Annotated in this window: 17 protein-coding genes; 1 reads left to right on the plus strand and 16 read right to left on the minus strand. The window is 37.9% G+C overall.

Annotation, left to right across the window (positions count from 1 at the left end):
• Positions 1-68: 68 nt before the first annotated feature.
• Together L8T27_RS23260 and L8T27_RS28820 are read right to left on the minus strand one after the other, a co-directional pair.
• Positions 69-977 (minus strand): zinc metalloprotease, encoded by a 909-nt coding sequence (locus L8T27_RS23260; RefSeq protein WP_237943256.1) that lies wholly within the window; start codon positions 975-977, stop codon positions 69-71.
• Between the two features lie 5 nt (positions 978-982).
• Positions 983-1,108, minus strand: a complete 126-nt coding sequence (locus L8T27_RS28820) for a hypothetical protein (RefSeq protein ID WP_282581443.1) — start codon at positions 1,106-1,108, stop codon at positions 983-985.
• A gap of 118 nt (positions 1,109-1,226) precedes the next feature.
• On the opposite strand from L8T27_RS28820, the gene L8T27_RS23265 reads away from it, so the two are divergent.
• Positions 1,227-1,697, plus strand: a complete 471-nt coding sequence (locus L8T27_RS23265) for a DinB family protein (RefSeq protein ID WP_233314810.1) — start codon at positions 1,227-1,229, stop codon at positions 1,695-1,697.
• 41 nt (positions 1,698-1,738) lie between these two features.
• Here L8T27_RS23265 and L8T27_RS23270 read toward each other — a convergent pair whose 3' ends face one another.
• From L8T27_RS23270 to L8T27_RS23335, 14 genes are all read right to left on the minus strand, one after another.
• On the minus strand, positions 1,739-2,383 hold the full coding sequence (locus L8T27_RS23270) for a hypothetical protein (protein ID WP_237943257.1): 645 nt from the start codon (positions 2,381-2,383) through the stop codon (positions 1,739-1,741).
• Between the two features lie 25 nt (positions 2,384-2,408).
• A complete protein-coding gene (locus L8T27_RS23275; RefSeq protein WP_237943258.1) occupies positions 2,409-3,011 on the minus strand; it encodes a hypothetical protein in 603 nt (200 codons plus the stop codon).
• Positions 3,012-3,478: 467 nt separating this feature from the next.
• On the minus strand, positions 3,479-3,985 hold the full coding sequence (locus L8T27_RS23280; protein ID WP_237943259.1) for a kinase: 507 nt from the start codon (positions 3,983-3,985) through the stop codon (positions 3,479-3,481).
• A 26-nt stretch (positions 3,986-4,011) separates the two neighbouring features.
• Positions 4,012-4,875: a MurR/RpiR family transcriptional regulator gene (locus L8T27_RS23285; RefSeq protein WP_233314806.1), complete on the minus strand. Its 864-nt coding sequence runs from the start codon at positions 4,873-4,875 to the stop codon at positions 4,012-4,014.
• A gap of 173 nt (positions 4,876-5,048) precedes the next feature.
• A complete protein-coding gene (locus tag L8T27_RS23290; RefSeq protein ID WP_237943261.1) occupies positions 5,049-6,134 on the minus strand; it encodes a DUF871 domain-containing protein in 1,086 nt (361 codons plus the stop codon).
• An 18-nt stretch (positions 6,135-6,152) separates the two neighbouring features.
• Positions 6,153-7,301, minus strand: coding sequence for an anhydro-N-acetylmuramic acid kinase AnmK (gene anmK / locus L8T27_RS23295; RefSeq protein ID WP_282581444.1), 1,149 nt, complete (start codon positions 7,299-7,301; stop codon positions 6,153-6,155).
• Between the two features lie 16 nt (positions 7,302-7,317).
• Positions 7,318-7,602, minus strand: coding sequence for a hypothetical protein (locus L8T27_RS23300; RefSeq protein ID WP_237943262.1), 285 nt, complete (start codon positions 7,600-7,602; stop codon positions 7,318-7,320).
• A 30-nt stretch (positions 7,603-7,632) separates the two neighbouring features.
• Entirely contained in the window at positions 7,633-8,904 is a 1,272-nt protein-coding gene (locus tag L8T27_RS23305; protein ID WP_237943264.1) for a PTS sugar transporter subunit IIC, read from the minus strand.
• A gap of 35 nt (positions 8,905-8,939) precedes the next feature.
• Positions 8,940-9,248 carry a PTS sugar transporter subunit IIB gene (locus L8T27_RS23310; RefSeq protein WP_233314802.1) on the minus strand — a complete coding sequence of 103 codons (309 nt, stop codon included), beginning with the start codon at positions 9,246-9,248 and terminating at the stop codon, positions 8,940-8,942.
• 518 nt (positions 9,249-9,766) lie between these two features.
• Entirely contained in the window at positions 9,767-11,026 is a 1,260-nt protein-coding gene (locus L8T27_RS23315) for a hypothetical protein (protein WP_237943266.1), read from the minus strand.
• 326 nt (positions 11,027-11,352) lie between these two features.
• Positions 11,353-13,644, minus strand: coding sequence for a 5-methyltetrahydropteroyltriglutamate--homocysteine S-methyltransferase (gene metE / locus L8T27_RS23320; RefSeq protein ID WP_237943268.1), 2,292 nt, complete (start codon positions 13,642-13,644; stop codon positions 11,353-11,355).
• A gap of 88 nt (positions 13,645-13,732) precedes the next feature.
• Positions 13,733-15,577, minus strand: a complete 1,845-nt coding sequence (locus L8T27_RS23325) for a bifunctional homocysteine S-methyltransferase/methylenetetrahydrofolate reductase (RefSeq protein ID WP_237943270.1) — start codon at positions 15,575-15,577, stop codon at positions 13,733-13,735.
• A gap of 351 nt (positions 15,578-15,928) precedes the next feature.
• Positions 15,929-17,974 (minus strand): methyl-accepting chemotaxis protein, encoded by a 2,046-nt coding sequence (locus tag L8T27_RS23330; RefSeq protein WP_237943272.1) that lies wholly within the window; start codon positions 17,972-17,974, stop codon positions 15,929-15,931.
• Positions 17,975-18,187: 213 nt separating this feature from the next.
• Positions 18,188-19,162, minus strand: a complete 975-nt coding sequence (locus L8T27_RS23335) for an alpha/beta hydrolase (protein WP_237943274.1) — start codon at positions 19,160-19,162, stop codon at positions 18,188-18,190.
• Positions 19,163-19,168: the final 6 nt, after the last annotated feature.

Genomic DNA, 19,168 nt, shown 5'->3' on the forward strand with positions numbered 1-19,168 from the left:
CAAACCTTTTGGTTAATTATATCTATATTTACTGCTTTTAACAAACAGAAAGAACAAGTATGATTCTATTATTGTTTCGTTTTTAATAGTTCCGTTAATTGTTCTTCTGCATAAAAGAAACCGTATATTTTTTTCCTTTTTTTTGTTTCCTTCAAAACTTCTGCTATTTTTTGATGCGCTTGTTGTTCATCACCTTTTAACTTTGCTAAAATAGCTTCACTTCTTTTATAACTGACAGGCTCTAGCGGACTCAAGTATTCATGAAGTTTTTTCATCTCTTCAAGATTTTTATTGCCACTGAAAATAGAATCTAACTGTCGGATATGGCTGATAAATTGCAGAGATAATTTATTCTTCTTCGTTACTGGTATTTGCTTATACGGTTCAATTAAAGCACTGGCACAGTCATAGCCATCCTTCAATAACGTGTAGTAAAAAATCATATACGCAATCATAATATTGTCAGAAGAAGGCTTCATTGTTTTTACCCGGTCTATTAATTCTTCGGACCACTCGGAGGGATGTAAGGGAGAATTCATTTCTTTCAGCAACAAAAGCGATACCAGAAATTCTTTCGTTTGTTCTCCCCCTCTTGATAGCTCGAGTAAAACACTTCCATCTGATTTTAACGCCCCATTGGTTGGATATAACGTTACAATGAAAATAGCCAAATTAAACAATCCGATATATATAGCTAGATCTAAGTCCATTGATATTCCGATACTTAAACTGATTAAAGCAGCAGCCGCTGAAAAGACTGGTCCCCCTGCTGCAAACAGCTTATGCTGCTTGGCAATTGCAGTCAGGTCGTCTGTTAAAGGGGAACAGCTTGCTGCACCACCAAACAAGAACCAGCTGTCATTCGCTTTAATATGCATTCTGTCACTGTTTTCAATTGTTAGTGGTCCTACCGTTAAAAAGTTGAACCGATACCCTGCCCAAACTCCGAACAACACATGACCTAGTTCATGAATCAATAACGTCAGCAGTAAAAAGCCAAAGGATATCCCTGTAAAATTAGCAAAGATGCGACATTCGTAAATTGAAATGCCAATACAAGTATTCCTAAAACGATTGATACCGGCAATGGTTTTGTTAGTCTGCTCATTCCATTTACTCCCTCCAACACACTAATACGAATCAGTATGAAATAAGTTCCAAGTTTTAGAATTAACTTTAAGTTCCATTATTGTATAATGATAGATATTAGTAAAGGAGGTTTTTAGATGAATTCAATTGACTTAATTCTATTAAACTTTGCAGAAGTCAGAAGAAGAAGTATAAAAGTGTGGACATCTATCCCGTCAGAAAAATTATTCTGGAAGCCGGACAATGAAGCAATGAGCTGTATTGAAATGATTAGACATGTACTTGAAAGCGAGCATTATTATCATTTGGCCATTAAAAACAGGGCAAGTTTAGCTGTATTTGATTCCCCCTTTGAAGGCAGACCATATTCAACTGTTGATGCAGAATTAGAAATTGCTGAGCCTTATCGTAATAGTTTTCTAGATACGATAAAATCCTTTACAGAAGAAGATTTAATTAAAATAAAAATTGACCGCTCTGAATCTGGTTACATAAGAGAGCTAGGAGATATGCTGTTGCGCGTCGCCTATCATGAGTCTGTTCACACCGGTCAGCTCCTGGACTATTTAAGAACAGCCGATATCCCAAGAGTTCGTATCTGGGACTGAGTTTAGGTGGTGCATAAGTATTATGCACCACCAGTTCTGCTCTATTCCAATTCCTCCACAAGTTTATCATTAATTTGTGTAAGCTCTGTTTCCGCTGGTAGATTTCCCATCACCATATTAATGCTTGAATATCTTTTTTCATTAGAAAACAAATAAAAACCATGCCCGTCATGACCAATCGAAATGTAAAAAGAATTTGGTTTTAAAGGAACGACTGCTGTTCTCTTCTTATAATGGAACTGCACATTATTGATGGACGAAATGGCATAAAAATCATTCATGACCGCTTGTATATAGGTATCATTAATAATTTGCGAAAGAGTATCTATATCCATAAACTTCACAGTTATATACGCTGGATGATAGAAACTTGTTATTCTTCCAGAACTATGGTAGATTCTTTTTTCTAATGAATATTGGACATTGTATTCTAAACTTAGTGCGTCAAAGTCAGTTAAGTATTCTTCGACGTTATTAGTTTCCAAATAAAGTGATAGATATAAAGGAAAGGTATTAGCAGCAAATAAGAATTTCTTTAAATAATCTCGCTCACTGTTATCATGTTTTTCATCCACGCTGAGATAGTAAACTTTAGGCGAAGTCTGCAAAAATTCAGTTTTAACAGGCAAAAAATGCTCCTTTAACACCTCCTGCAAATCCTCTTCCTTTAACCATAATTGATCCATTGATTTCACCCTTTACATTCCGCTATTAGTCTATAATCGTTCCGCTCGGCAGATGATCGATTAGCTCATCCAATGATGCATAACGAAAATCATTCGTATAGATAGTAAACCCTTGCCCATCATGCCAAATTACAATAACCGTTGCTGCTTCTTTCATATTAAAGCACGGAACTAGAGATTGCTTTTGTCTGCCAAATAAACCTTTAGTAAGTTTATGCTTAAAGGTGATATTATCTGAAAAAGAAACAGCATAAAACTGATTAGATCCTGCAAACCAAAAGCTTTCCTCTAAAACAAGGTTCAGCGCAGAAGAGTTATTTATTGTAATTCTAAAGACCGGATATCCCTTTTGTTTTGGTTCTACATAGCCTAATGAATATGGAATGCTTTTCTGTCTTAATTTAGATTCCAGTTCTTCTGTACAGTCTTTATATGCTTCAAATACAACAAAAAGGGAGAATTCATTTTGTTTACATAGAAAGTCATATAAAAATTGCTTCGTTTCCTCATCATAATTCTCATATTCCGAAGGACCAATATATATTTTAGACAATACTCGAGCTTCTTCAAATAGTAAATAATCCTCCTCTGAATTAAATGGCTCTGCTGTTATATGAATCTTGGTCAAGAACAAGCCACCTCTTCCTATGTAGTTCTTTGTGTAAGTTTTTTTATAATAGAGGTAATTCCGTTTAAACAAAGCAAAATGATTAGTTGTAGAAAGGAAAATAAAATAATAGCCAAAAATAAATCGAAATACTCCTCGCCTGGCGGTGAATCGGTTGAAATATCCACATTTAATATATTAAAAAAATAGGAAAAACCAATTGAACAGAATAAGCCTAAGTAAATGCTTATCCAGTGACGATAATATCTTATATTCATTAAACCGAAAAAAATAAACATGTGCTTAACCCTATACATATTGTATTAATCAAAATAATTATTAGTAGATGCTATGCTATGTTTCAATCTGCATAGAGTTGCTACCTCCAGGGGAAAAATGAGAGTGATATTCTTTGATATAATAAATTCTTCAAAAATAAAAGCCGTCCAACTAGGACGACCTCTTCTATAATATTTCGCTGCAGGCACTCATTTACCTTCTTCTTCCAGATTTCTCACAATTAACTTTACTACCTCTTTATGTGACAATTCATTAGTCAATTTTCTTTCACCAGCCACTCCTAAGTAATCGTTAGGAGTCCACCAGGAGCGCATGGCATCTTCTCCAAACTCCAACTTCTTATCACGGGTATTATGGCGTTTGACTGTTTCTTCGAATGTTAGATCAAAGTAATAGGTAAATGCCTTTCCATCATAGAAATCAATTAGGTTATGGAGCATGTTACCGTAGCGGATTTTATTCAGTATCCCTTCGACAATAACATATTTACATTTGCTCTTTCCATATTCAGCAACTTGACGAATCAGATCAATAGATAGGTTCCCTTCTCTATCGTGAACCTTTAGCATATCTCGGCGGATTGTATCCTGGGAAACTAACAGTGTGGCAGTACCATAATGGTCTTGAATACTCTTTGCTACAGTAGTTTTACCGCTGCCTGAATTTCCACGCAAAATTATTAACTTAGATTCCATTATTAATGGTCCCCTTTAGATAATATTTATCCTTTATTTTTCTGGGTGAACTCCATTACTGCGTTTCGCGAGTTTACAATTTTTTCAATACTATCATCATAATACTTAGATACGTAGGCATAAAAGATAATATCGATTGTTAGGAATTGGGCGAATATCGAGCTTGTAGCAGCACTGCGGAACTGTGCTTCTGGTGCGCGCACATATTGTAAGGATAATCCAACCTTTTGTGATAAGGTATTATGACCAAAACGGGTTAGTCCAATGGTTTGACAGCCAGACTCCTTTGCGATATCAACAAGGCGAAGTACTTCCGTTGTCTCACCTGTATTCGACACACAGAAGAAGATGCAATTTTTTGAAGCTCCTGAAAGGATGGAAGCATAAATATGGGCATCTTGGATTGCTACAACGACTTTTCCTAAGCGGGACCATTTTTGCATAATATCATTTGCTACAAGAGATGAAGCTCCTAAACCATACACATATACAACATCTGCATGCTTTATACTTTCAATTGCTTTATCAATCATTTCATCATCTAATTCTAAAGCAGTTTCTTTAATAACCTGTACTGAATTCGAGACAATCTTTTCCTTAATGGACTGGGTTGTTTCGTTTTTTTCAATATCAGAAAAGCTGCTTTTCAAAGAATGGGAAAATTGGGATGAAAGAGACAGCTTTAAATCTGAATAGCCTTCCACTCCAATGGAACGGCATAAGCGGATGACCGCAGCACTGCTGGCATTTGCATGCATAGCCAATTCATGAACAGACATTCGTACAATATCATTGGCATTTTCTAATATGTATTGTGCGACCTTTCTTTCTGACTTGGGCAGCTCTTCAATAATACTTTCAATTCTCACTAATATATTAACGGAAGTCATAGTTTCCCCCTTTTCAATCTCTCTGTTGTAAAAAATAATCCACTTAGTGTTATAGTACTGAATATATTTTATCAAGAAAAGCTACCTGACTAATAGGTTTTTGATTAAAACTCTAAAAACTAGCGAAAAGCAAGCCTCAAAGATACAAGATGCTTGAGGCTTGCCACTCTAAACTATTCTAATGTAAATTGAAATTTCCCCCATGGCTGCAGAAAATCTAATAAAAATACTTCCTCAGGAACAATACGGCCAACCACATTTGTCTTTCCCGAGTTTTCCATATCTTGCAGAGCGATTTGCAGCTCTCCTTTGTACTGCCCGTATCGCTCATTTTCTATAAGAATATCTCCGCGGCGAATGTTAGGAGTGTTTGTTGCTTTAAAGTCTTCCTGTTTATATTTCACTCGTGATTGCGTAGACCTGATTAAATAATCGGAAACATCACCCCTGTAAAAATGAAATTCATCTAGCACAATTTTTTTCTCAAGCTCTGTGATCGTGTTATATAATTCTGTTTTGAAGGTCAGTATGTTGCTGTTAAGCTGACTTAGCACCTTCATTTCGGCTTCTGAAGCATAGGCATTAGCAATGACCACTTCGTCTATCAGACCTGTCGCAAATAAGTGTTTAGCCTGTGTTCCTATTGGAAGGTTACGATGCATTTCTAGTGTGCACAACCCTTCAGTAACTGGCCACGGTCCAAATGTTGCTGCTTGTGAATTAATAAAAGCAGCTGTGCTTATATTATGCTTTTTAAACAGATCACAGCATTTGTTGAAATGGGAATAACTTAAACCTGCATAACGATGCGGATAAAAATTGTGGGAACCTACTAAATTATCTCGATTAGGCTGATAAGCGATAATATTATCTAAATAATTAGTAGCATTGCTCATATTAATTTCAATCTTTAGCCCAAAGGGATTATGTGTCATGATTGCTTCTTCATTTCCAGAAAAACCTGCATCTAGGCGAATGCCATAAGCACCCATGTCTGCAAAGAATGACAGGTTATTATAGGAAATTCCTAAAGCAGTTAAAACTCTCGGTGCTATATCGACCATTACTTTCATCTCTAAATCATTTGCAAAAGAACAAATTTCTTTAAAATTTTTCATAATGTCCTTCTGTTGACCATTAACGGACAACAGACATGTAAACACCTTTTCAAAGCCGTAATTATGGGCCAGTTGAAGATATTGTTTATCTTTTTCCATTGTGGAATGCTCAGGATATAGGGATATTCCTAACTTTTTCATGAAAGTTTCCTCTCTATTTTAAAATGGAACTGGTGTAATGTTACCAAGGATAAGCGCCTGCTTAGCTCCTGTTGCTTTAGGAACATTGCTTGGTAAATTATTCATCGTTTCGTTTGCTAAGATAGCAAACGCTATTGCTTCTTTTGCTTCAGATGAAAAACCTAAATCCTCCTGCCTTATTACCTGACAAAACTCTGAAAGCTCTTGTTGTAGCATCACAAGCAGCATTTTATTGTAAGACCCGCCTCCGCCAATAACAACTTCGTCTATTTTAGTTGTGGGAAAGATAAACTTTTTATAGTTTTCAGCTATGGACTTTGCGGTAAACATGGTCATTGTTGTCACAAAATCATGTTCGGAAACTTGCGGATAGGCATTTACTAGGGAGTCTACTAATGCTGTGCCAAATAATTCTCTCCCTGTTGATTTTGGTGGTGAAGCAAGGATAAACGGAATTTCCATACAGTGTTCCAGCAATTCTTTATTAACATTGCCGGTTTTTGCAATTTCTCCTTTATTATCAAAAGGAACCCCGTAAAACTTTTCGCAAAGATAATCTATTATCATGTTTCCCGGACCGGTATCAAACGCCTGCACATCTTCTATGGCAGCAGCCTTCGGCAAAACGGTGGCATTTCCAATACCGCCTATATTCTGAAGAATTATCGATTTTTCCCTGCTGCCATATAAAAGAAGCTCTGTATATGGAACTAGTGGTGCACCTTGTCCTCCTGCCGCCATATCCATTGTACGGAAATTAGATACTACAGCTGTTTTTGTTTGATAGGCAATAACAGCTGGCTCGCCAATTTGTAAGGTAGACGGGCTCAAGCCTTCTGTTTGATAGGGCTGATGATAAATGGTTTGTCCATGTGATCCGATGACATCAAGGTCTTCCAAGGCAAGCTTTGCCTTTTTACAAACATCGGTAACAGCAGCTGCAAAAATTTCACCGAGCTTAAAATTTAAAGAACAGATTAGTGCGCTGTTTGAAGTTTCAATTGAAAATGAATCATGGATTTCCTTTTTTATGTCTTTGGAATAAGGAAACGACATAAATTCAATCAGTTCAACCTTTGTTTTCATACCGCAGCCGTCTATTTTGACTAATGCCACATCAACTCCATCTAATGATGTTCCAGACATAAGGCCTACAACATATGCCAAATAAGTACACCTCCATTTATTCAAATACTAATAAGAAACAACCTAATGAGCAGCCTACTAATAATGCTAGAAATAATGTAATTACATGCTTTTTATTGTTTAATTTACGTTCAATCCAGACAATCACAAATGTTAAAGCACTGCTGATTCCAATACTATTGACAATACTTAATGCAGCTTGCTGATTTACTCCAGTAGCACTTAAAAGAGGAACAAAGACAAGATTAAAAATGAGTATTAAGCTAAAGAAAATCGCGGCACTTTTATAGCTAAAAAAGAGCAGATTTTGTGTCTTTCTCATTTGCTTCCCCCCTGTAATAAACACATTACCTTACGCTGCGGATTTTTCTTCGCTTTCTTGGGTGACGAGCTTATTATCATATATTTTAAAGAATGGTAAATAGATAAGCACAGAAAGAACCAGATTAATAAGAACTATTACAATAGCTCTCCAGTCCCCGCCTGTTGCTAAATAGGCACCAATTGGAGCTGGCAAGGTCCATGGCACCATTACATAGGTTGGGCTGACCATTCCGATTGCTGTTGCTATATAGGCAATAGTTGCTCCCACTAATGGCGTAATAATGAATGGAATAATTAATAGTGGATTTAATACAATCGGGACACCAAAGATTACCGGCTCGTTAATATTAAATAAGCTTGGAATAATCGTAGTCTTTGCCATTGCTTTACTATATTTTGATTTTGCTGTTAATAACATCGCAATGACTAATCCTAATGTTGCACCAGATCCGCCAATCCAAATAAACCATTGAAAAAATGTTTCAGGAGCAATATGCGGAATATTGTTTCCAGCCGCAACTGCTGCGGAGTTATTAGCTAAATACACTTCCCAAACGGGGCGGGCAACTGCTCCAACAACGGAGACACCGTGAATTCCAAAGGACCAAAAGAAAGTAATTAAAAATGTTGGCAGAATGACTCCAAGATACGTATCACCGGCTTTAATGAGTGGTGCAACTGCTTTGCCTACAATCGAATGGGTATCTATCCCAAAAACGACAGTAATAAGCGCCATAACGGTTAATACGAGGGTCACAGGTATTAACGCTTCAAACGACCTTGCGACAGAAGGCGGCACAGAACTTGGCATTTTTATCATAATTTTCTTCGATTTGCATAAACGGAGAATTTCTACAGAAAAAATCGAAACGATCATACCAACAAACAGACCATGTCCTCCAAGATTAGCCATCGGCAGGACAAAGCCGACCTCCTCTACCGTTTGGACACCAATCGTAAATAAGAATGCAGCAGTAGAAAGCAGCGCACCAGAAAGAGGATCAATCTTATAGCTTTGAGATAAACTATAGCCTATTCCAAACGTGATATATAAAGTCATGATAAACATTGTTAACCGGTACGGAATTAAGATTTCTGCTGCATGTTTACTCGCCCAAGCTGCAATAGCAGAATCAGCACTCACTGGTGGAAAAGCAATAATCAGAAAGATACTGCCAAAGATTATAAACGGCAATGCGGAAACCACCCCGTCGCGGATAGCCCGTAAATGTTTTTGCTCAGATAGCTTTGCCATGGGAGTAGAAAGATTTCTTTCTAAAAAGTCTACAAACTTATCCATTTATATTCCCTCCTAATTGTTCACTAGCTCACCTGTTATTTCTTGGTTAATTCGTGCAGTAGCTTTAATAAAGCTGGTCCGCCAAGGGGGCTGTAGGCTTGTGAAGGGATAACCCCACAAGGAACACCTGCTTCATCAGCAGATTCTTTAAAACTGTCATAACGGTGTCTGACTTGAGGAGCAACCATTGCCACATCCCAACCGTTGCGGATTTCCGAAGCAAAGTCAGTCGCGCCAACTGCTAATACATCCAATATTAAGCCATCATTTTTGGCTTCTTTTTTTAGTGTGTTCACCAAAATGGAACTAGACATTCCACCAGAACATACAAACAAAACTTTCATATTAACCTCTCCTTTACATATCCAAATTTTGATAGCGCTTTCTAAAAATAAGTATAACGTTTTTGTAATAATGTTTCAACTTATATTTAAATAATATGTTATAAAATTTCAAATATAACTATCTTTATAAAGTGTTGCTAATAGCTGCCGAGAATCCACTAAGAGATGTTTTTGTTGGCTCACAAGCTAATTTTTTAAATGTTCTCGGCAATCTGGACAGAGTAATGGAAATATGGATACCGCCCAGCCAATATGTAAATAGACCCTCAAATCCCCGGGAAGAAAGCAACTTATACCATGCAGGTTACATGTTACATGAAAGAGGCACAAACAAAGGCTGGATTCGTTCTCAAAACATGTATGTAAAGGCAACAAAACATCCGGCTGCCTTCTCTAATCTCATTAGGTATTGGTACATTTGCATTAGAAGCACTCGTAAATTTTAATCGCGGTAAGCATCCTAAACATGAATGACAAAAAGGGTGCAGATATTATCTGCACCCTTATCGTGATAAACATTAACTATTAATCCGTTGAGGCATCACCAGAAAACTATTGGCTTTCCGGGATTTAAGAATCTTAATCATCTGCTCCTGCAGAGATTTATTACAAGTTACCTGTAATAGTACCTCGCTTTTACGATTAGAGAAAAATTTAATTTTCTTTTTCTTCTTAAGTGCTATTTCAATAAACAAACCTATTAAAAAACCACCAATTAGACCAAGCAAACCCCAAATAATTGGTCCTAAATACAAGACGAATCCATAGATAGAGCCTAAAACCATAAAGATAGAACCGCCAAGCATCGCTCCATCAAGAATACTTCTGCCGTCAACGGAATGGATAGAGTCTACTATATGTAATTGATCATCAAGATTTTCCATCGGTAAAGCCACAATATTCTGCGGCTTTACTCCCTGCTTTTCCATTTCATGAATGACCATTTCAACAAAGGGAGAATGTTCAAATGTAGCGATAATTTGGACTGTATTATTATCTAATGTGTTGTGTTCTGACAAGTTTTCATCCCTCACTCTAAGGAAACGAATTTGCTCAATATCATATAATGTATTTGTTTCTATTACTGCTGTATATGCTTGATATATGGCAAAGGCATACATTGACGGTAGAAAAAGAAACCATTGCGAATCAAGAGCAGCTGTTGCACTCGGAAAATCACCGAGAAACGAATGAAGCCAAGCACTAACTGCACTTGCTTGATAAGCAACATATATCCACCAAGCTAAAACTAAGGTGCCAACGATTGTACTGCCGGCATATAGTTGACCTAAGCCAGGCGATAATAACGACCAGAAAAATCCTACCCAGGGATTTTTCTTATCAAGTATGACAACATCGAAAAAGGTTACAGCAGATGGAGAGATAGGAGCGTCTTCCACTTCTGCAAGTACATGGCTTTTTGCAATTTCTACGGCACAGCGGTAACTGTCCCATATACTATATACATACACTGCCATATAAAGCAGGAACCAATTTTCGTTAATTTCTGCCTTTGCTTCCTCGAATCTTCCTAGCATGGATAAGATAATCCCCATGTTTACATTGGCCTGACTGTTTACAACGAGCTCCCAAATAATCAGCATAAAACCATGGAGGTACTTACCGAGAAACATATGCCCAAACCCTGGAAAGGCAGCAGACCACCAAGCAGCAACCCATGGAGTGCGAGGATATGCAGAATTTACTCCCCATGCTGATATTGTGCCTTTTGCATAACGAGGTCTTATGTTAGCTGACTGGAATTTTTGATGCGGCATATGTTAGTCCCCCTCGACTCGGTGTCTTTATTAATATTACCAGCAATTGCCTGTATCATTCGGAAACTTCTTTTTTACTGTTTCTTTCTTATCATAGGATTACAAACTCATTACTTTATATTTACTTTTAATGGTCCTCTCTAGATTTCCGCCTTTTATCGGATATAATGAAGTTCTGATAAAAAAAGTTTTAGCAAAAAAATACCCAAAAAAACAAAAGGTCTTCTATCTGTTGGTGCATAGAAGACCTTTTGTCTATTTAGCAATCATTTTTTAGACTAATAAATATTGTGGAGCAGGACCTGTATATGCTGCCCCATTTATTGTTATACCGTTTGTTTAACCTGCTCACGTAATTTCTGTGTTGCCGCTACCATGTTTTTAAGGGATTGTACTGTTTCTTCCTCGCGTCGTGTTTTCAAGCCGCAGTCAGGATTCACCCAGAACTGTTCTTTTGCAATAACTTCTAGGCTGTCGTTTAAGATTGTTTCAATTTCTTGAATACTTGGAACACGCGGACTGTGAATATCATACACACCTAATCCAATGCCTAGCTCATATGCGTTTTGCTTAAGTGAATGAATCAGCTCTCCGTGACTTCTCGACGTTTCAATTGAAATGACGTCTGCATCTAAGGCGCGAATAGTGTCTAAAAAGTCATTGAACTCACAATAGCACATATGTGTATGAATTTGTGTTTCATTCTTTACACTTGATGTGGCAAGCTTAAATGCATTCACTGCCCACTCTAAATATTCCCCCCATTTTTCCTTACGTAACGGCAGGCCTTCACGCAGTGCCGGTTCATCTACTTGAATAATCGCAATGCCCGCTTCCTCTAACACGCTAATTTCCTCTCTCAATGCTAACGCTATTTGATTTGCTACTTGTTCTCGGGATATATCATCACGGACGAAAGACCAGTTTAGAATGGTAATTGGCCCTGTTAACATGCCTTTCACATATTTTTCCGTTAACTCTTGTGCTTCTATGACTTCTTTCACTGTCATCGGAGCGATCCATTCTACATCGCCATATATAATTGGCGGCTTCACACACCGTGAACCATATGAAACGACCCATGCTTGCTTTGTAAAGGCGATTCCTCTAAGCTTTTCACCAAAGTATTCGACCATATCTGTCCGCTCGAATTCTCCAGTTACTAACACATCAAGTCCGATGTCTTCCTGGATTTCTATCCAGCGTGCTGTTTCATTTTTGACAAACTGTGCATATTCAGCATCGGTAATTTCCTTTTTACGCCATGCTGTTCGTGTCCGCTTCACCTGATCAGACTGCGGGAAGCTGCCGATTGTTGTTGTTGGAAAATCCGGTAATTGCAGTTCTTCTTGCTGTAATGCTTGTCGTTCCTTAAAGACAGCAGGTCGTGAAAAATGCTGAGGCTGCACGCTAGAAACCAGCTGACCAACATTGTGATTATTTCTTGCTTCATGCCTTGCCAGTGCATCAATTTTCAGTTTACTCTGTGTAAGGGCAATTTCATTTGTCAACGTTTCGTTTCGTACATAAGACGTTACTTGAATCAACTCTGCTATTTTCTCATCTGCGAACGACAGAGCATCCTGTAAAGCAGCATCTAGTGCTTTTTCAGAAACAGTTGTAACAGGTACATGCTGCAGACTGCAGGATGATTGAATCCAAGCCTCCTTAACACCGCTTAATGCTAAACAAGACTGTGTTGTTGCCGCTTTTTCTACTAAATCTGCCTTCCAAATATCTCGTCCATTTACTAGTCCAATCCCTAATACTTTCTCTTCAGGGAAACCATATTTTTGGATAGAGCGGATATTTCCCTCTCCTCCATGAACAAAATCAAGACCAATCCCAGCAACAGGCAGTTGTGTCAGCTCCTGATATGCGGAAAGTGCCTCAAAGTACGTTTGCAGCATGATTTTTGCGGCTGGCACTTCTATTGATAATTGCTTGTAAATTTCTTTAACAAGCTTAATATCTTCTTCGCTTAGTGTCAGTACTAATGCAGGCTCCTCGACCTGAATCCACTCTGCTCCTGCATCAATAAGCTGTTGAAACACTTGTGTATACAGCGGTAAAAGCTTTAATACAAACGATTCTTTTGCTTTTTTATCATAACCTTTCGCTAGCTGTACGAACGTAAACGGTCCAATAATTGTAGGCTTCGTTAAAAGTCCTAATTCTTCCTTTGCCTCTATAAAATAATCTAAAATATAGTTATTTGTCAGCGACAATTGCTTATTTTCATATTCAGGAACAATATAGTGATAGTTTGTGTTAAACCATTTTGTCATTTCACAAGCTACAGCATCTTTCCCGCCGCGTGCCATTGTGTAGTATGTTGTCAAATCTACTTCTTTTCCAGACCACTCATAACGGCTTGGCACTAAACCGAACATTGCAGCTAAATCAAGCATACGGTCATAAAAAGTAAAGTCTCCGACAGTGAGTAAATCCAGGCCAAATGCTTGCTGGCGTTTCAAGTTATTCAGTCTAATTGCTTTCATATCAGCAATAAATTGCTCTTTTGAAATTTTCTGATTCCAAAAAGATTCGACACAACGCTTCCATTCCCGATTTTCACCAATGTAAGGGTAGCCAATAACAGTACTAATTAATTTCATTATTATATTCCTCCTGCATCTTAATATTAGGTTTTCTTATAGAATTAATTGGTATTAAAACAGTAAAAACATGATCCTATGTCATTACTCAGGTAGCAGTCACTTCAACAAAGCGCTCACTGTCCAGTTCTCTAATATACTTTGTTAGCTCCTCCGTCATTTCAAATCGTAAGAAAGGCGTGATTAAATAAATTCCTTTAAATTTTTCTGCAGCGGCAGCTACTAGTTCCTTAGCAATTGCAATTCCCTCAAGCCTGGCCTTTAATGGGTCATTGCCGCATGAGGCCATCGCCTGCCTGACATCATCGGGCAGCTTTATGCCTGGCACTTCGTTATGGATAAATTCAGCATTTCGAGCGCTTGTTAGCGGCATAATACCAGTAAAAATAGGTGTTTCAAGATGTTTAGTAGCTTCATATACCTCTTCCAACTGGTTTACAGAAAAAATTGGCTGGGTCAAAAAAGATTGAGCGCCGCATGCTATTTTCTTCTCTAGTCGTTGGACTGCTTTATCCAGATGGCGGACATTCGGATTAAAGGCTGCTGCTATTTTGAAATTGGTGCGCTGCCCTAGACTTTGTCCCGAATACGACAACCCTTCGTTAAACTGTTTGACAAGACTAATTAAATCAAATGATGACAAATCATAAACACTTGTTGCCCCTGGAAAATCACCAAGCTTGGAAGGGTCGCCAGTCACAATTAATAGTTCACTTAGTCCAAGAGTTTGCAAGCCCATCAGGTGGGACTGCAAGCCGATCATATTTCTGTCACGGCAAGTAATATGAATAAGAGGCTCTGAGCCAATCTCGTTCTTCAGCTTTGTTCCGAGAGCGACATTGCTTATGCGCGGGCTGGCTAAAGAATTATCTGCTAGTGTGATGGAGTCGACACCTGCTTGATGCAGTGTTTTCGCACCTCTCATAAATTCTTTAATCCCCAGTTTTTTGGGCGGGTCCAGTTCAACAAGAATCGTTCGTTCGGACTTCGCTTTTTCATGCAGCCCTTTTTTACTTTCACTTTTAGCAACTTCTATTACTTCAATTTTACGCACTTTAATCTGTTTTTTCGTAATTGGTGTAAGATTTCCAAGTGCTTTTTTTACTGCTGCAATATGTTTTGGTGTTGTTCCGCAACAGCCCCCAATAATCCGTGCTCCTTGTTCACGCAAACTTACGGCACTTGAGCCGAAATAGTCAGGGACCGCTTCGTAAACGAAACGTCCGTCTATATATTCTGGAAGGCTGGCATTCGGATAGACGGAAAGAAAGGCGCTGTTAGGGAGCGGCACTTCTTCGAGAGAGCGAATCATATGATGTGGTCCTAAATGACAATTGATTCCAACAGCGTCTGCGCCTAATGCCTCTAATTTGAGAAAGGCATCATTTAAATGGACACCATCCTGTAAATAGCTGTTTTCATGTAAAGAAACATTAGCAATAATTGGAAGTTCTGTTTCATTGCGAGCAATCTTTAATACTGTCTCTAATTCTTCTAAGTCATAATACGTTTCTAAAAGCAGGCCATCAGGATTCTCCATCAGCTGGCTGTATAATTGCTCACGAAAGCTTCTTTTAATTTCATCCAACTCGAGATCAGACTTACGAAAGCTTCTTGACGCACCGATAGTTCCAAATACAAATGCTTTTCCTTTGGCTGCTTTTCTGGCAATGGATATGCCTTTTCTGTTGATGCTGCTAACATCTTCCTCCAAGCCATATCGTTTTAATTTAAAGTAGTTCGCACCATATGTATTGGATTGGAGTATATCTGCTCCTGCTTCCAAGTAAGCAGTATGAATAGTTTCAATCCGATCAGGATGGGTAATATTGAGCTCTTCATAGCAATTATCAATTCCGTTTGAATAGAGAAGGGTACCCATGGCTCCATCACCAATCAAAATTCGCTTTTTCAACTCATCCCGAAAATTCATTCTATCCCTCCTCCTTTAGTCAGCCTATTACTTTAGTAAGCAAACTCTAAAACTAATATATAATTGAATATTCAAAATATTCTCAATGCACTTTCGAATTCCTAATTGTTATTCTAGAAATCGGTAGGGAATGCCACCTCCTTTTCTGTGTCTCTCTAACGTTGTATGTAGCTTATCATGATTAAATGGCTATAGTGTAACGGATAAAAGTAATCAGCTGTTATAATTAAGAGCTATACCCTTTTTTTGTCAAAGTCACTATATAATGAGGGGATGGCAGTCATATTTATTGCCCGTAAAAAGTTAAAAAGGCATGAGTTTCACGCTTGAACTCATGCCTTTAACAATGCTTTATATTTTAAATTGTGAAATTTGTTTCTGTAATTTCTGTGACATGCTTTGTAAATGGCTGCTTGCATTCTTTAAGTCTGTCATTGTTGCAAGCTGTTCCTCTGTACTAGCAACAACATTTTGGGTATTGTCAGATGCATTCTGTGCAATATCTGACAATTGTTCTACAGAAGCTGTAATTTCCTCAGATGCTGCTGACATCTGTTGAGACGATGAGGAAACTTCCTGGATTAGATTGTCAACGGATTGAATAGATTCTAAGATTGTTAAAAATGCAGCATTAGCCTCATGAACTACGTCCATCCCTGCTTGCACTTCCTTCGTTCCGTTTTCCATCACATCGACTGCAAGCGTTGTATCCTTCTGGATGGTAGAAATAATTTCTACTATTTCCTTACCAGATGCGTCAGATTCTTCTGCTAGCTTACGAACCTCTTCAGCTACTACAGCAAATCCCTTGCCAGCCTCCCCTGCGCGTGCTGCTTCAATTGCGGCATTAAGTGCCAAAAGATTCGTTTGATTAGCTATATCTGATATTACCTTCACTATATCTCCTATTCTTTGCGAATGTTCTCCTAATCTCTTCACAACCTCAGCAGATTGCGACACACTTGCATGAATAGATTGCATTTGTGTCGACGTCTTTTCTAGTGAATGACGGCCATCTTTTGCTTTTTCTATGACGTCAGACGAATTCTCCAACATATCGACTGAAGAAGAGGCAATTCTTTGAATACCTGAACTCATTTCTTCCATTGCTGCAACTATTTGTTGCGAGCTGTCTGTTTGGACCTTGGAACCTTCCGCAACCTCTTGTATTGCTGCTGCAATATGTTCTGTTGCCTTCGTCGTTTCAGATGCCCCTTCGCTTAATTCATAAGAAGTTTTAGAAACTGATTCAGAATTCCCGGCAACTTCTCTAATCATGTTTCGAAGGTTTCCGATCATTTTGTTAAAATTAGCAGCCATTACACCAAATTCGTCAGAGCTGTTAATATGGAGTTCATTCGTTAAGTCACCATTTGACATATCTACAGAAAGATCATTCACTTTCTTAACATTTCGTGACAAATAAGAAGAGTAGAAAATTATACCTGCTGCAATAATAAGGACACCAACAATTCCAATAGCCAGCGAATAATACAATATTGATTGAGATGCTTCTGTTAATTCTGCTTTCGGTATTACCATTCCTAATACCCAATTTGTACCGTTTATCGGAGTATATTGCACAAAGTACTCTTCCCCGTCTTCCGTGAAGTAGCTTTCCCCTTCTTTACCGGAAAGCATGGAAGCAGACAGTGCTGCTAAATCTTTATTTTGTTCATTTTTAATGTTTAACTTCATAACCTTATCTTCGTCTTTTGCTGCGATATATTCGCCTTCATTATCTAGAAGAAATGCCCAACCCTGTTCTCCAACTTGTGTTTCAGAAATAAGTGTTTGAATCTCTCCTAAATTAATATCACTAGTTACAATTGCCTGCAATTCATCTTTGCCGTTGTATATTGGCATTGCTGCAGTGATTAGTGTCGCATTCGTACTTTCATCAAACAGCGGTTTTGTATAAGCTATCCCTGCTTCCTTCCCAAGTTCGCTACCAACCTTGTACCAAATCTGATTAGGATAATCATAATCAGGATTATTATAGATTTCCGTCGAGGTAGTCTTGTCCCCTTCTCTGTAGCTGTACGTACTGAAATACTTGGTGCCTTCTTTATATTGGTACGGTTCAAAATAAATTCCCATTCCGTAAACATCTTGATTTCCCGCTAGTTGTCCTTCAAAAATAGCGTGCAGATCTTGAAGCGTGTAGCTAGTTGCATTCTGCTCTAAGACATCAGCAACTCCTATTGAAAAGGCAGTATGCCTGTCTATCGTTCCTTGAATGTCACCCGTCACAGACTCTAACTGATAATGTAATTTCTGATCAATTTCATTAGATATATAATCGTGAGAGGTATTGTAAGAAACAACAGTCATCACTAACAGTGTTAAAAATACTAATGGCATTAAGAACACCAATGTTTTAGCTTTTATGGACATTCGTTTCACCTGTTTTCCTGCCTTCCTATCAAAATTTAATGTTGCGGGCAAAAAACCTTCCTACAGAATATATCGGTGTATTATTATTAGAATCAATGAGTAAGAACAATTTAGCAGGAACATGGGAAACATTACCGAAGTCTTATTCTGTTTTAAAAAAGACTGTCCTAAAAAAAGGCAGTCTTTTATATTTACTATTATTTTCTTAATATATTAATCTTCCTTATTAAAGGTCTTTAAAACTTGCTCTTGAATAAAGGTAATAGTATCTTTTGCTATTCTCTTTTTATTTAAGACAATTCCTGAGTGGCCGCAATTATATACATGTCTTGCTGGTTTGCCCCAGCTTTGCCACAAGTGATCAGCGTCTTCTAGTGAGATATATTGATCGTGTTTTCCTGAAATTAATAAGATGTTCTCTTTCTTTATTTTAGGAAGCGACCCGCTTGGATCGGTAATTCCCCAGTGCTCAATCAGTTCTTTAAAGCCTATTCCATTGTTCAGGAAATCAGCCTTAATGTATTTCCCAGGAATTGTATTCCAGATAGAATGAGATAGTCTATTGGCATAAAAGACGGAAATAACTCCATCAATTTCAGCCTCCTGTGTTGCTGTAAGATTCGCTATCCATCCTCCTAAGCTAACACCAACTAACACAATCGGCCCCTCTTGTGTTTGTTTAATCCAGTGAATCAATGTTCTTAAATCAACAATCGATTGTTTAGTTGCATGCACCGTTCTGTCCAAGTTTGCACTTATCATAAATTCCCCGCTATACAGAGATGGAGGAGGAGTTCTTTCCATGTGATAGGCTAATGGAAAATAGTACAGGTTCCAACCTAAGCTTGACATCTTATCATGGTAAATACTTTTTAATTTACTGTATGAGTTCATTCTCCAGCCATGAATCAAGATTATATTTGGTGTTACCCCCTTATTATTTTGCAAAAACATTTCCCCTTTAATAAAATCATTATTAGGGTATTCTGTGGCAATGAAGGAGGTAAAGCTATATGTATTAGATTGATAATCTGCAGTTACTTCTGTCTGAAAACTAGGATTGTCTGGTTGGTAGAAATCCTGTCTGTTTATTTCAGTTGGTAAGACTGGTATGGCAAATTGTGTGGTTGAGCTTTTCTTTTTATGTAATGCAGATAATGCATAATGATCAATAAACTTTGAAAACACGGAACA

This window comes from Niallia sp. Man26 (assembly GCF_022049065.2).
In the GTDB taxonomy this organism is placed as follows: domain Bacteria; phylum Bacillota; class Bacilli; order Bacillales; family Cytobacillaceae; genus Niallia.